General features: G+C 40.1%; 13 protein-coding genes, 1 rRNA gene, 1 riboswitch and 1 other annotated feature. Of the genes, 9 read left to right on the top strand and 5 right to left on the bottom strand.

Going from position 1 to position 13452, the window contains the following annotated elements; translation table 11 throughout:
• Positions 1-4 precede the first annotated feature (4 nt).
• Positions 5-316 (top strand): hydrolase, encoded by a 312-nt coding sequence (locus BMZ06_RS11335; RefSeq protein ID WP_089752153.1) that lies wholly within the window; start codon positions 5-7, stop codon positions 314-316.
• A 38-nt stretch (positions 317-354) separates the two neighbouring features.
• Here the strand turns inward: BMZ06_RS11335 and BMZ06_RS11330 are convergent, their stop codons facing one another.
• On the bottom strand, positions 355-1200 hold the full coding sequence (locus BMZ06_RS11330) for a DUF6612 family protein (RefSeq protein WP_089752152.1): 846 nt from the start codon (positions 1198-1200) through the stop codon (positions 355-357).
• Positions 1201-1449: 249 nt separating this feature from the next.
• Between BMZ06_RS11330 and ytkD the strand changes: the two genes are divergently transcribed.
• Positions 1450-1926, top strand: a complete 477-nt coding sequence (gene ytkD, locus BMZ06_RS11325; protein WP_089752151.1) for an RNA deprotection pyrophosphohydrolase — start codon at positions 1450-1452, stop codon at positions 1924-1926.
• Positions 1927-1977: 51 nt separating this feature from the next.
• On the opposite strand, the gene pckA is transcribed toward ytkD, so the two are convergent.
• Positions 1978-3570, bottom strand: a complete 1593-nt coding sequence (gene pckA / locus BMZ06_RS11320; RefSeq protein ID WP_089752150.1) for a phosphoenolpyruvate carboxykinase (ATP) — start codon at positions 3568-3570, stop codon at positions 1978-1980.
• Positions 3571-4185: 615 nt separating this feature from the next.
• Positions 4186-4297, top strand: a riboswitch (SAM riboswitch).
• Between the two features lie 225 nt (positions 4298-4522).
• Between pckA and metK the strand changes: the two genes are divergently transcribed.
• The gene (gene metK / locus BMZ06_RS11315) at positions 4523-5719 is read left to right on the top strand and encodes a methionine adenosyltransferase (RefSeq protein WP_089752149.1); all 1197 of its coding nucleotides are present in this window, start codon (positions 4523-4525) and stop codon (positions 5717-5719) included.
• A gap of 88 nt (positions 5720-5807) precedes the next feature.
• Here the strand turns inward: metK and BMZ06_RS11310 are convergent, their stop codons facing one another.
• Positions 5808-6320, bottom strand: coding sequence for a gamma carbonic anhydrase (locus BMZ06_RS11310; RefSeq protein WP_089752148.1), 513 nt, complete (start codon positions 6318-6320; stop codon positions 5808-5810).
• Positions 6321-6381: 61 nt separating this feature from the next.
• On the opposite strand from BMZ06_RS11310, the gene BMZ06_RS11305 reads away from it, so the two are divergent.
• Positions 6382-7179 (top strand): alpha/beta hydrolase, encoded by a 798-nt coding sequence (locus tag BMZ06_RS11305; RefSeq protein WP_089752147.1) that lies wholly within the window; start codon positions 6382-6384, stop codon positions 7177-7179.
• Positions 7179-8255 carry a tetraprenyl-beta-curcumene synthase family protein gene (locus BMZ06_RS11300; RefSeq protein ID WP_281244465.1) on the top strand — a complete coding sequence of 359 codons (1077 nt, stop codon included), beginning with the start codon at positions 7179-7181 and terminating at the stop codon, positions 8253-8255. Before BMZ06_RS11305 ends, BMZ06_RS11300 begins: the two co-directional genes overlap by 1 nt.
• An 8-nt stretch (positions 8256-8263) precedes the next feature.
• Here the strand turns inward: BMZ06_RS11300 and mnmM are convergent, their stop codons facing one another.
• Positions 8264-8836 carry a tRNA 5-(aminomethyl)-2-thiouridylate-methyltransferase MnmM gene (gene mnmM, locus BMZ06_RS11295; protein WP_089752146.1) on the bottom strand — a complete coding sequence of 191 codons (573 nt, stop codon included), beginning with the start codon at positions 8834-8836 and terminating at the stop codon, positions 8264-8266.
• 290 nt (positions 8837-9126) lie between these two features.
• Positions 9127-9249, bottom strand: a complete 123-nt coding sequence (locus BMZ06_RS21140; protein WP_014644080.1) for a hypothetical protein — start codon at positions 9247-9249, stop codon at positions 9127-9129.
• A gap of 119 nt (positions 9250-9368) precedes the next feature.
• Positions 9369-9590: a binding site (T-box leader), on the top strand.
• Between the two features lie 50 nt (positions 9591-9640).
• Here BMZ06_RS21140 and leuS point away from each other — a divergent pair.
• From leuS to BMZ06_RS11275, 4 genes are all read left to right on the top strand, one after another.
• Positions 9641-12055, top strand: a complete 2415-nt coding sequence (leuS, locus tag BMZ06_RS11290; protein WP_089752145.1) for a leucine--tRNA ligase — start codon at positions 9641-9643, stop codon at positions 12053-12055.
• Positions 12056-12190: 135 nt separating this feature from the next.
• On the top strand, positions 12191-12502 hold the full coding sequence (locus BMZ06_RS11285) for a rhodanese-like domain-containing protein (protein ID WP_089752196.1): 312 nt from the start codon (positions 12191-12193) through the stop codon (positions 12500-12502).
• 69 nt (positions 12503-12571) lie between these two features.
• Complete coding sequence (locus BMZ06_RS11280) at positions 12572-12856, top strand: rhodanese-like domain-containing protein (protein ID WP_245756002.1); 285 nt, start codon at positions 12572-12574, stop codon at positions 12854-12856.
• A 392-nt stretch (positions 12857-13248) separates the two neighbouring features.
• Positions 13249-13452, top strand: a 16S ribosomal RNA gene (locus BMZ06_RS11275); the annotation flags it as partial.

The raw sequence follows: 13452 nt of genomic DNA, 5'->3' as shown, positions 1-13452 counted from the left end.
GATAATGAATAAAAATAAGTATTACATTAATATGGGCACTCAGGAAATCTCCCTAAATCATGATGCCAATAATGACGATTTTGTTGTATATGCTACGGAAGAAGAAATCATTAAACTCAGAGAAATTTTTGATGAAGTGTACAACTCTGATATGCGTTCGTTTTTTCGGGCGCACATTCCTGCCATGCCCTACCACCAAGATCAGGACAATGATGATTACGACGTAGAAATGAAATCAGCTTTTCGAATGATCCATGATCTTGGAGATGAGATGACTCGAGAACACATTGAGCAAATGAGAATTTTAGAAGATTAAAATAACCGCTCCTGTACAGGAGCGGTTCATTGAGTAACTTAGGACTGGAATAAACTTTCCATTCCTTCGATTTCCTTAGCATTTGATTTAACTTCCTCAGGAACAGTAATGTTCCCAACTTCGTTGAAATCACTGTATTTTCCAGTGAAAGTCTGTACCATATGGGTTTTCTCTCCGTTTTGATTAATTGTAAAATCCATTTCCATATCAACAGCCGATGGGTAATACGTGTCTTTATTCACTACAAACGTATAATCTACTTTATTTACCGTCATATGTTTCATTAGATCATCTGGCACTTGTTCTTTGGGCATCATCTCGTTCAACGAATCATTTAAAAGTTTCTTCACATTTTCGCCTTCTGAATGAAAAGAGAGCGTATAGGTGGATTCGCCTTGTTCTAGTTTAAATTCGTCAATATAGTCCTTCAAATTCTCTAATTGGGAAGCCGGATTTTGCTGCTGTGCGCCCATAGCGTTCAGCTGCTTTACTACTTGCTTTGGCGCTTTAAACCATCCCTCTTTTGTTGGCATGGTCATATAAAGACCATCTTCCGAGTAGTACTGTTCAATAGTCTGTCCCATCATTTCTACCGTTTGATGGAAGGCTATAGGATCCGTCTGCATTTTAGAATCTATGGTAGTAACAATAGGTATACTGCCAGGCACAAGGGGATCTTCGCTCCCGCTTTCGTTACCTGTTTCCGTGCCAGTATCAATAATTTGTTTGGATTCCACCTTCATAGCAAAGTTCTCAAGACTCTTACTGGCTTCAGCTGCTTTAGTATAAATGTCCTCTACCTTTGCTCCTTCTGAACTTGCACAGCCGCTAACCAAAATAAAAGCTGTCAGCGTACTTATAAGCATAAATAATTTAAATTTCAAAATAATCCTCCCTCTCAGAAAAGTATTTATATTTTATACGTAATAAGAAATACAAGGTTTCAACATATCCAAAAAAATCCTATAGGGTTTATTGATTCGTCATAAAAGGAAGAAATATAAAAAAAGAAGCCATTGTTTTGGTTCTGAGTAGTTTGTATTTATAAATCCTTATGGTACGATTTAGAAAGGTGAAGGATTGCTCGAATAAAGAAAATACCCACATCAAGTATTAAAGGCAGTTGATCTAGCATGAAAACATTTAACGATTTTTACCAAAATCCAGTTCGGTTATCCTTTGAGGATCACCCTTTTTCTAAATCTCCTAAACATGTATGGGTCATATGCCGGTACAATAACCAATGGTTACTTACCCAGCATAAGGACAGAGGGTTTGAGTTTCCTGGCGGAAAGGTAGAGGAAGGGGAAACAGCAGAAGAGGCAGCTGTTCGTGAGGTGATGGAAGAAACAGGAGGTCACGTTGAAGATTTACAATACGTGGGTCAGTATCACGTAGAAGGTAAAGGTGGCACAGTTATTAAGAATGTGTACTTTGCTGCGATAGGCCTCTTAACTAAGCAGGAGCATTACTTTGAAACACATGGTCCTGTTATTTTTCAACACCTTCCTAAAAATATGAAATCGAACGAACGCTTTAGTTTCATGATGAAAGATGAGGTTCTTCCTTTATGCTTACATAGAATTAAAGAACATCATGAAAAGAATTAAAAAAGACGTCCGGTAATGAATCCGGACGTCTTTTTTATAGAAAGGAATGAGCTATTTTCTGTGATAAGATGGACCTGCCTGCTTAATCTCTTCCGTAGCATAGGAAAATTTCTTGAAATTTTCATGGAATTTATCTGCAAGTTCTTGCGCATTCCGATCATATTCTTCAGGGTTATCCCATGTTTTTCGAGGAATCAATACTTCGTCGGGTACGCCAGGGCAATGCATAGGAATGTTGAGTCCAAAGAAGGGATCAGTATAAGTCTCTACAGAATTCAATTCTCCTTCTAGAGCTGCATGAATCATAGCACGCGTGTAAGATAATTTCATTCGGGATCCTTCTCCATACCGGCCACCTGTCCATCCTGTGTTAACTAAATAAACATCCGTATTAAATTGTTCAATCTTTTCTCCAAGCATTTCAGCATAGGTAGAAGGCGGCAAAGGTAGAAAAGGTGATCCAAAACAGGCTGAGAAGGTAGCCTGAGGTTCGGTGATTCCGCGCTCTGTACCCGCAAGCTTACTTGTGTAACCACTCAAGAAATGATACATCGCCTGCTCTCTGGTTAATTTACTGATGGGAGGTAGTACACCTGTAGCATCCGCAGTAAGGAATATGATCGCATGTGGATGCCCCGCAATACTAGGCTGTACAATGTTATCTATATGGTGGATCGGGTAAGCTGCTCTTGTATTTTCCGTCAGACTTACGTCATCGTAGTCCGGGGCGTGTGATCCGCTGTCGAGAGCTACGTTTTCAAGAACGGAACCGAAGTGAATCGCATTAAATATCTGAGGCTCTTTATCTTGAGATAAGTTGATACATTTTGCATAACAACCGCCCTCTATATTAAAGATGCCGTAATTAGACCATGCGTGTTCATCGTCCCCGATTAATTTCCGATGAGGATCAGCGGACAAGGTCGTCTTGCCTGTTCCGGATAAACCAAAAAACAGAGCTACGTCTCCCTCTTTTCCGATGTTTGCAGAACAATGCATAGGAAGCACGTCTTTTTGAGGTAGTAAGTAATTCATAACTGAAAAAATAGATTTTTTTATTTCGCCTGCATACTCCGTTCCCCCAATAAGTACTACGCGGTGCTTAAAAGAAATCATAATAAAGGCTTCTGAATTGGTTCCATCCACTTCAGGGTCCGCTTTAAAAGTAGGTGCAGAGATAACCGTGAATTCTGCCTCATGATTTTTCTCTTCTTCTTCGTCTGGTCTAATAAACATTTGGTGGGCGAACAAGTTATGCCATGCAAATTCATTAATGACCTGAATCGGAAGGCGAAACTTTTCATCTGCCCCTGCGTATCCTTTAAAAACGAATAAATCATTGCGATTTTTCAAGTAATCCAGTACTTTATGATAAAGGTTTACAAAAACTTTGTCTTCAATAGGTTGATTTACTTTGCCCCAGTCGACCAATTGGTTAGACTGGTCATCCTTGACAATGAATTTGTCGTTGGGAGACCTTCCCGTATAAGCACCGGTTGTGGCCTGGACGGCACCTTTATTTGTCAATGTTCCTTCGTTGCGATCCAGAACCCTTTCCACTAGCTGAGGGACCGATAATTGATGGTGGACGTGGTCTTGAGCTAATAAAAGATTCAATTCTGACATTTGATTAATGGCACTCATATGTGTCTACCCGCCTTTATAAGAAGATTTTAATCCAAGTTATGTGTTAATCTGAACATTAGTATAACACAATAGTATTATTAATCCATACTAATAATGAAAATGCTTTCAATAATTTTTATGATTGACAGGTTAAACCTTAAGGCTGTTTTTTGCAAGCTGGATGATCTTTAAAAAAGCACGAAATTTATAAGAAATTCAGCAATGTTGAGGACGCGGATATCTTTTATTTTTTTTGCCCCAAGCCATTTATTCCAAAAACGGAACAGCAATGGGTGAATTCGGGAAAACGTTTAGTCTAGACGTCCATTCGAATACCAGCGTGAAGTTAAAGATCATCTGTCCGTTCTTTTTCAAGTTCGTTAAGAGGTGATTAATTTCTTCCTTTAGTATAGAAGATATTAAGGAATGAGAATGTGAGAAGTCATATGAATTATACTATGTAGCAATAGGCAGAAGGTTTATTATTTTCGCCAAAAAATCCTGATGACCATTACAATCGGAGGCCAGTTACTGAAACGAGGGAAGAAATCTGAAAATGGGCGTTCCTCATAGCATTTATGCTTTAATTGACATTAAAGTACGTTTTCGATACGATATCTTAGAACGGAAACTCTCTTATCCAGAGTAGGTGGAGGGACAGGCCCTTTGAAGCCCAGCAACCGTCATGTAAATATGACATGGTGCTAACCTGAAGCAAGGACGAATACTCCTTGGACGATAAGAGCGAAAGGAAGCAGCCCCCTTTCCTCGAGTCAGGAAGGGTTTTTTCTATTTTTAAGGCAATATCTACACGAAGTGATATGCCGATTGCTATTCCAAATTGCTTGCACCTTAGGTTGTGACATCCGTAAGAAAAGAACATAGATTGAGACTATGAAAAAGTTTCTACACATACTGGTAAAGAGTTCCGTCTAATACTTTGTACTTACAGAAGGAGGAGTTTTTCAGAATGCCAGCCAATCGCCGGTTATTCACATCAGAATCTGTTACAGAAGGTCATCCGGACAAAATTTGTGACCAGATTTCTGATGCTATTTTAGATGAAATTTTAAAAAATGATCCAAATGCAAGAGTTGCATGTGAGACAACGGTAACAACGGGACTAGTACTTGTTTCAGGAGAAATCAGTACCAATACGTATGTTGATATTCCAGCCATTGTTCGTAAAACCATTAAGGAAATTGGATATACAAGAGCTAAATTTGGATTTGACGCTGATACATGTGCTGTATTAACAGCCATTGATGAGCAATCTCCTGACATTGCCGGCGGCGTAGATGTGGCCTATGAATCCAGAGAAGGACAAATGAGTGATGATGAAATAGAAGCTATAGGAGCCGGGGACCAGGGATTAATGTTTGGTTTTGCTAATAATGAAACCAAAGAATTGATGCCGTTACCGATTTCATTAGCTCATAAACTTTCCAAAAGGTTATCAGATGTACGTAACGACGGAACATTGGAATATCTTCGTCCAGATGGAAAAACGCAAGTAACGATCGAATACGACGTTAATGATCAACCTGTTCGAGTGGATACGATCGTTATATCAACCCAGCATGCAGAAGAGATTACCCTTGAACAAATAAAAAAAGATTTAAAAGAACAGGTTATTGATCCGGTTGTCCCTTCTCATCTAATTGATGACAGTACAAAATACTTCATTAACCCTACAGGCCGCTTCGTTATTGGAGGACCTCAAGGTGACGCTGGATTAACTGGCAGAAAGATCATTGTAGATACTTATGGCGGCTATGCACGTCATGGGGGCGGGGCATTCAGTGGTAAAGATGCCACTAAGGTGGATCGTTCTGCTGCCTATGCGGCCAGATATGTAGCTAAAAACATCGTGGCAGCTGGTCTTGCTGATACAGTTGAAGTGCAGTTAGCCTATGCTATTGGGGTAGCACAGCCAGTGTCCATTTCCATTAATACTTTTGACACAGGCCAGATAGCTGAAGAAGACCTCGTGGCAGCTGTAAGAGAATTGTTTGATCTCCGCCCTGCGGGCATCATTAAAATGCTCGATTTGCGCAGACCCATTTATAGGCAAACAGCTGCCTATGGTCACTTTGGTCGCACAGATGTAGAATTTCCGTGGGAGAGAACAGATAAGGCAGAAGAGTTAAAACAGCGTTTCAGTTAAAAAACTCTCGTATATTAAAAAGGGAACTTTCTCAATGAGGAAGTTCCCTTTTTAATAAAAGATAGTTACTGTAAGATCGTTGGATTGTTTAACCTTGTATTCCTTTATAATATTGCCCCTTCTCTACATAACTGGTTCGGATTCGATTCATTTCTTTGATGTCATCTTCGGTCAATTCACGTACGACTTTAGCTGGTCTACCGAAAGCAAGGGTGTTCGGAGGGATTACTTTACCCGGAGGTACAAGACTGCCAGCGCCAATAAAAGCCTGTTCTCCTATTTCTGCTCCGTCCAGGATTAAGGACCCCATTCCTATTAAAGCATTTTTCTTAATGTGAGGAGAGTGAAGGGTAACCTGATGACCAACCGTAACGCCATCCTCAATTATCAATGGAAGGCCCGGACTTTGGTGAAGAAGACTAAGGTCCTGAATGTTTACATTGCTGCCAATATGTACGGATGATACATCTCCACGAATAACTGTTTTAAACCAAATACTTGAATAAGATCCTATCGTTACATCCCCAGTAATTACAGTATCTTCAGCAATATAAGCAGTATCATCAATCCGAGGTTCTTTTCCTTTATATTCGCAAATCATACTTAACCCCCTTATAATATGGTTATATTAAGTATAGCAAAATGATAGGAGCCGTGTAGAAGTGAAACGATTAAACTCCAGTCAAAATTTAGCAACCATCATTATTGTGCATGGAGCTTTTGAACATGCCGGGCGTTATCATTCATTGGCTGAAAGCTTTCAAAAGGGTGGGTTTAATGTTATTTATGGTGATCTGCCAGGCCAGGGACTAGCAGAAGGAAAGAAAGGTCATATAAAGAACTTTGAAACTTACATAGATACTGTGCGTCAATGGCTGCAAAAAGCGGATTCTTCTCGTCCTGTATTTTTACTGGGCCATAGTATGGGAGGGACGGTTGTGATGCGGGTTATGCAGGAATTAAAACCGACAGTGAACGGAGTGATTCTATCGTCGCCTGCTGCAGGAATACTAAATGGAGCCAGCAAGTCTCTAGAAGCGGTCACCCATGTAATAAATAAGGTTTGGCCGTCCGTACTTGTAAAAGCTCCTTTTAAACCTGAGTATGTAACTCGTAATCCAGAGGTTATTGCCAAAGATAAACAAGATTCTCTTATAATAGAGAAGGTATCTATTCGGTGGTATAAGGAATTCCAAAAAGCGATTAAGAAGTCATTTTCAGAAGTTGAAGAGTTTCCAGATGTGCCTTTATTAGTCATGCAGGCAGGTGAGGATCATATGGTAGATCCTGAGAAAACAAAAGAATGGTTTCATAAAGTCGGATGTAAGGAGAAAACCTATAAAGAATGGCCGGGTTTCTATCATGAAATCTTTAATGAACCTGAGCAGGAAGACGTCTGCAATTTTGCTCTGAATTTCATCCATTTTCAAGTGAAGCAAGCAGATAAGGAGGAGTTGTAGTGACAGCCCAAGTACCACAAAATGCCGTTTATTTAATGTTTCGCGTTTATAAGGAAGTTTTTCCTGAAGTCCATAAGGAATTGAATTATTGGATCGAGCGGGCTAAGAAGATTCCTAACAAAGAATTGAGAACCCAGGCGATAGCTAGTATTGAAGATAAGACCTTCCATTGTGAAGGGGGGGCTATTTACTCCATGCTTGCTGGACCGCAATGGAAAGAGTCTATTCGCTTTATTGTTGCTTATCAGACGATTAGTGATTATCTTGATAACTTGTGTGACCGCAGTACTTCTATGGATCCGATCGATTTTCGCATGCTTCATCAATCCATGGCCGATGCTTTGACTCCGGAAAATGAAGTCAAAGATTATTACCATTATCGTGATGATAAAGATGATGGTAATTACTTAAGGGATCTTGTTCATACCTGCCAGAATGTACTCGAGGCCTCTTCGGATTACCCTTTGGTGCAGAAACACACGTTAAAACTTGGCTCATTATATACCGACTTGCAAGTACATAAACACGTGATTGAAGAGGAAAGAATACCACGTCTTAAAAGTTGGTTTAAGGATCATCAATCTGAGTGGCCACATCTGGAGTGGTATGAGTTTTCAGCTTGCACAGGCTCTACCTTAGGAATCTTTTGCCTGGTATCTTATATGCTTAACGGCCGTATGGATGAATCGCTTGCAGAACAAGTCGAAAGAAGTTACTTCCCTTTTATGCAGGGGCTTCACATACTGCTGGATTACTACATTGACCAGAGAGAAGACGAAGAAGAAGGAGATTTAAATTTCTGTTCTTATTATGCCCATGAAGAACAGATGAAGCATCGATTTGAGTACTTTGTCCGGCAAACTCATGAAGAAGTACAAGAACTTCCTGATACAGCATTTCATCAAATGATTCATGAAGGCCTGGTTGGCATGTACCTGGCTGACCGTAAAGTGGGAAAGCTTGATAATGCGAAAAGCTTTGTTAGAGATCTGCTTAAAGTAAGTGGACGTAAAGCGAAGTTCTTTTACTATAATACTAAAATGTACCATAAATTAAAGCCTGGTCGTCCATTGTAGGGGCCAGGCTAAGTTTTTTCTATTGCTATAATAAAAGGTGGCGTATTTCTCTGATTAATGAAACCGTATTGCAGGACCTTGAATGACTTTTGGTCCAATGATGCGACATACTCCATTAAAGCATCTTTTTCTTCTTTTCCTCCCTCATGACCATGATAAATTACTAGAACAATCATACCTCCCTTTTGTAAGAAGGAAAGGAGCTGCTCTATGGAGGAAATTGTCTCCTTTGGTGTGGTAACAATATTTTTATCACTTCCTGGCAAATAGCCTAAGTTGAAAATGGCTCCTTTAATTTGTGCTTGGTGGCTCGAAGAGATGTGCTTGGCTAATTGTGCGTGAGAGGCCTGAACTAGAGTTACCCGCTGTTCTACTTGATGTTTTTTTAACCGTTCCTCGGTTTTGATGATAGCTTGCTCTTGAATGTCGAAGCCGTAAACATATCCTTTTTCCCCTACTAGACCGGTGAGGAATAACGTGTCATGACCATTACCACAAGTAGCATCAACGGCTATGTCTCCGTCATTAACAACATTTTCCATTAGAGAATGGGCGTAGTTCAGAATTGGCTGCAAAGTCATTAGTTCTAAAAGCTCCTTTTAATTAGGTTAAGGCAAGGATTATTGTAGCATGAATAGTGCTTGAATTATAATTCCTAATCATCTGACCATCAAATTGACTATCTTGGAAAGAGTATTCAATAAAGGTGATCTGTTTGATGAGTTTTTCGGACATTTATTATCATATAAGTAAAGTTTCATTCACGTGGTACCTCTCTGCTATCAACAGGGTTAGAGTAGAATAATGAGGTTAGTTGAGGTATAAAAGAAAAAACTACATCTGTGAAGATGCAGTTTATGAGAAATTCAAATTATTTAACTTTTGATTTACTGCTGCGATTTTGAAGCTTATTGACAGCTTTACGCGCATAACTTTTGGTTTTTTGTGGATTTCGCTTCGCATAATTTGCGGCTTTACGGACTAAATTTTTCATCGATACGACCTCCTTATAGGAATCCTTATTGTTTTGTTTACCTTATATTATCTCACTATAAACATAGGCTTGATAAACTTGACAAAGAGTTTTGGTTTCATTAAGATACGATTATAAACTTAATGACGTGGAAGAGGAGTAGTAGTGAAAGATCAAGTTTTTAGAGAGGCAGCGGCTGGTGAAAGCTGTCCTTGATTATTACGAACTCGCCTCGGATGTCGCAGAAGTGAACATTAATGGTAGCTTTTTGCCGGTGAATCGCCGTTATCGATACACGAGTGAACGTTTAAAAGAACGTTAATTTGGGTGGTACCGCGGGAATCAAGCCTCTCGTCCCATATAGGGATGAGGGGCTTTTTGTATTTTGATAGGAACATGAGGAGGAAAAGAAATGGCTTTTGATCATAAGAAAATAGAAAAGAAATGGCAGAAATACTGGCTTGATCAAAAAACGTTCAAGACAGACAGTGAGTCAGAGAAGAAAAAGTTTTATGCGTTGGATATGTTCCCGTACCCTTCTGGAGCAGGATTGCATGTAGGGCATCCTGAAGGATATACAGCAACAGATATCCTTTCAAGAATGAAGCGGATGCAGGGATATGAAGTATTGCATCCAATCGGTTGGGATGCCTTTGGACTTCCGGCTGAACAGTATGCTCTTGATACGGGTAATGACCCTGAGGAATTCACTGCTCAAAATATTCAGACCTTCCGCCGCCAAATTCAAGAGCTTGGTTTCTCCTATGACTGGGACCGGGAAGTAAACACGACTGATCCTGATTATTACAAGTGGACGCAATGGATCTTTCTGAAATTGTATGAAAAAGGGTTAGCTTATATAGATGAAGTTGCTGTGAACTGGTGCCCTGCATTAGGAACGGTACTTGCTAATGAAGAAGTGATTGACGGTAAGAGTGAGCGAGGGGATCATCCCGTTGAACGCAGACCTATGAAGCAGTGGATGTTGAAAATCACAGCATATGCTGACCGACTCCTTGATGATTTGGAAGATTTAGATTGGCCTGAGAGTATTAAAGATATGCAGCGCAATTGGATCGGAAAATCAGAAGGAGCCGAAGTAACCTTTCATATAGAAGGAGATAAAGGGACGTTTGATGTATTTACGACCCGTCCGGATACATTATTCGGTGCTACTTATGCTGTGCTTGCTCCTGAGCATCCACTCGTGGAACAAATCGTTTCACCTGATTATCAGGAAGCAGTTCAAACGTATGTAGAAACAGCTATGAATAAAAGTGATTTGGAGCGCACGGATTTAGCTAAAGACAAGTCTGGAGTATTCACTGGTGCCTATGCGATTAATCCTATTAATGGAGAGAAACTTCCAATCTGGGTAGCTGATTATGTTTTAATGAGCTACGGAAGCGGAGCGATAATGGCTGTCCCTGCCCACGATGAACGGGACTTTGAGTTCGCTCAGAAATTTGATTTGCCAATTGTCCCTGTTGTTGAAGGCGGTAATGTGAATGAAGAGGCTTATACAGGTGATGGCAAGCACATCAACTCAGACTTTCTAAATGGTCTCGACAAGGATGAGGCAATAGATAAATCGATTGAATGGTTGGAAAATAACGGTCGCGGTAAAAAACAGACGACCTATCGGTTGCGTGACTGGCTGTTCAGCAGACAGCGTTATTGGGGAGAACCTATCCCAATTATCCACTGGGAAGATGGTTCCGTTACTCCGGTTCCTGAGACGGAATTACCAGTAGAGCTTCCTAAAACGACAGAAATTAAGCCGTCCGGTACCGGCGAGTCCCCTCTTGCCAATATTACCGACTGGGTAAATGTAGTTGATCCAGAAACAGGAATGAAGGGACGCCGCGAAACGAACACTATGCCCCAATGGGCCGGCAGTTGCTGGTATTACCTTAGGTATATTGATGCGCACAATGAACAGGAACTGGGCGATTATGAAAAACTTAAAAAATGGCTTCCTGTCGATGTGTATATCGGGGGCGCAGAACATGCTGTTCTTCATTTGTTATACGCTCGCTTCTGGCATAAAGTTCTTTACGACGCAGGGGTAGTACCAACTAAAGAACCTTTCCAAAAACTTTTTAATCAAGGGATGATCCTTGGTGAAAACAACGAAAAAATGAGCAAATCTAAAGGGAACGTAGTGAACCCGGATGATATTGTTCATACCCATGGGGCGGACACTTTAAGACTTTATGAAATGTTTATGGGACCATTGGACGCATCCGTAGCATGGTCTACGAATGGTCTTGACGGTGCACGTCGTTTTCTTGATCGTGTGTTTAGATTATTCGTTGTGGAAGGTAAATTATCAGATTCAATCAAACCGGACGTTTCCGAAGATAAGCTCGAAAAGGTGTATCACGAAACGGTTAAAAAAGTTACCGAAAACTTTGAAGCTCTTCGTTTCAATACTGGTATCTCTCAAATGATGGTATTCATTAACGAAGGTTATAAAGTAGAAGAACTTCCGAAGTCATATGTAGAAGGATTCGTGAAGCTTCTTTCTCCGATAGCTCCTCATTTGGCGGAGGAGTTATGGGAAAAGTTGGGACATCCAGAAACAATTACGTATCAGCAATGGCCATCATTCGATGAGGAAAAGCTCGTAGAAGATGAAGTCGAAATTGTCGTACAGGTAATGGGTAAAGTAAGGGCTAAAATGATGGTTAACCAAGAGGCTTCTGCAGAGGACTTAGAAAAACAGGCATTAGAAAATGAAAATGTCCAACAGTGGCTCGAAGGAAAAACCGTAAGAAAAGTAATAGCTGTACCTGGTAAACTTGTGAATATCGTAGCGAATTAATGAATACAGAAGCCGCCTCCAGATTATTTTGGGGGTGGCTTTTATATGTCTAAACTGTGGTCAATCCAATCTCTTGACTTTGAAGGTTTTTTTAATAGAATAAATCTTGTAAGAAGATTTGAAGGAGGAGAACTTATGAGCCAAATTGAAGAAATTACACCTCAAGAAGTAGACACGATGATATCACAAGATAAACCATTGACAATTATAGATGTAAGAGAAAATGAGGAAGTAGCTCAGGGTATGGTTCCGACAGCCAAGCATATTCCTCTGGGGAACATCCCTTATGAAATTGATCAATACTCGAAAGATAAAGAGTATATACTTGTCTGCAGGTCAGGCAGCCGAAGCATGAACGCGGCTGAATTCATGAAAGAAAAAGGATTTCCTCATGTGAAAAACATGCAGGGCGGCATGCTGAAGTGGACCGGAGAACTAGTTTTTTAATTTGAAAGGGTTATGGTTAGAATTATGACTTTATTTTATTTAGCGATATTTATTATAGCAGTCCTATTTGTGTACAATGCTTATCAAAAATCAGCTTTAAAACCGTATAACCAATCCAGCCTCTCTGGTGCTGATCTCTGTGTAATTGATATACGAGATTATATCTCAGCTTACCGATCTCCTTATCCTGGAGCAGAAAATATCCCTTTGAGTTATTTATCCAGGACTATAAAAGAGAGGTTTGATTGCCCTGAGAAAATTCTGGTAGTATCAGATGATAAACGAGGTGCAAAACTAGCAGCGAAGATTATCCGGAAAAAAAGACAACAACCGATTTATTATATAAAGTCTTAAAAAAGTACTCCTGCTGCATGGAATATCCTGTAGAGGAGTGCTTTTTAACATCTGCAGTTATAAGTGTTTAACTTTAAAACTCAGCATTTCAATTAAGAAACTATAAAAAAATATGAGAAACTGTTGACTTTTATTTGGTAGCCATGTATAGTAGTTAACGTTGCTTATTTGAGAGCAACTTTACAAAAACAAAACAAAAACTTTATTCAACAAATTCTATTAAATGCATTGACAGTTTCTAACACATTATGCTAGAATTTGATTACTGTCGGTGAGGCAGTATTTGATCTTTGAAAACTGAACGAACCAACCAGTACGTCAAGATATTCTTTCATTATAGAAAGAATTCAAACAAGCACATTCGGTGTGCAAAGAGCTAATCAATCTCAACTTTTATGGAGAGTTTGATCCTGGCTCAGGACGAACGCTGGCGGCGTGCCTAATACATGCAAGTCGAGCGCGGGAAGCAAGCGGATCCCCTTCGGGGGTGAAGCTTGTGGAACGAGCGGCGGACGGGTGAGTAACACGTGGGCAACCTGCCTGTAAGACCGGAATAACCCCGGGAAACCGGGGCTAATGCCGGGTAACACCTACCT

The sequence above is a fragment of the Halobacillus alkaliphilus genome (assembly GCF_900113125.1).
Classification (GTDB): domain Bacteria; phylum Bacillota; class Bacilli; order Bacillales; family Halobacillaceae; genus Halobacillus; species Halobacillus alkaliphilus.
Note: the sequence above shows the minus strand (reverse complement) of the source record. Positions and strands in the feature narration are given on the sequence as shown.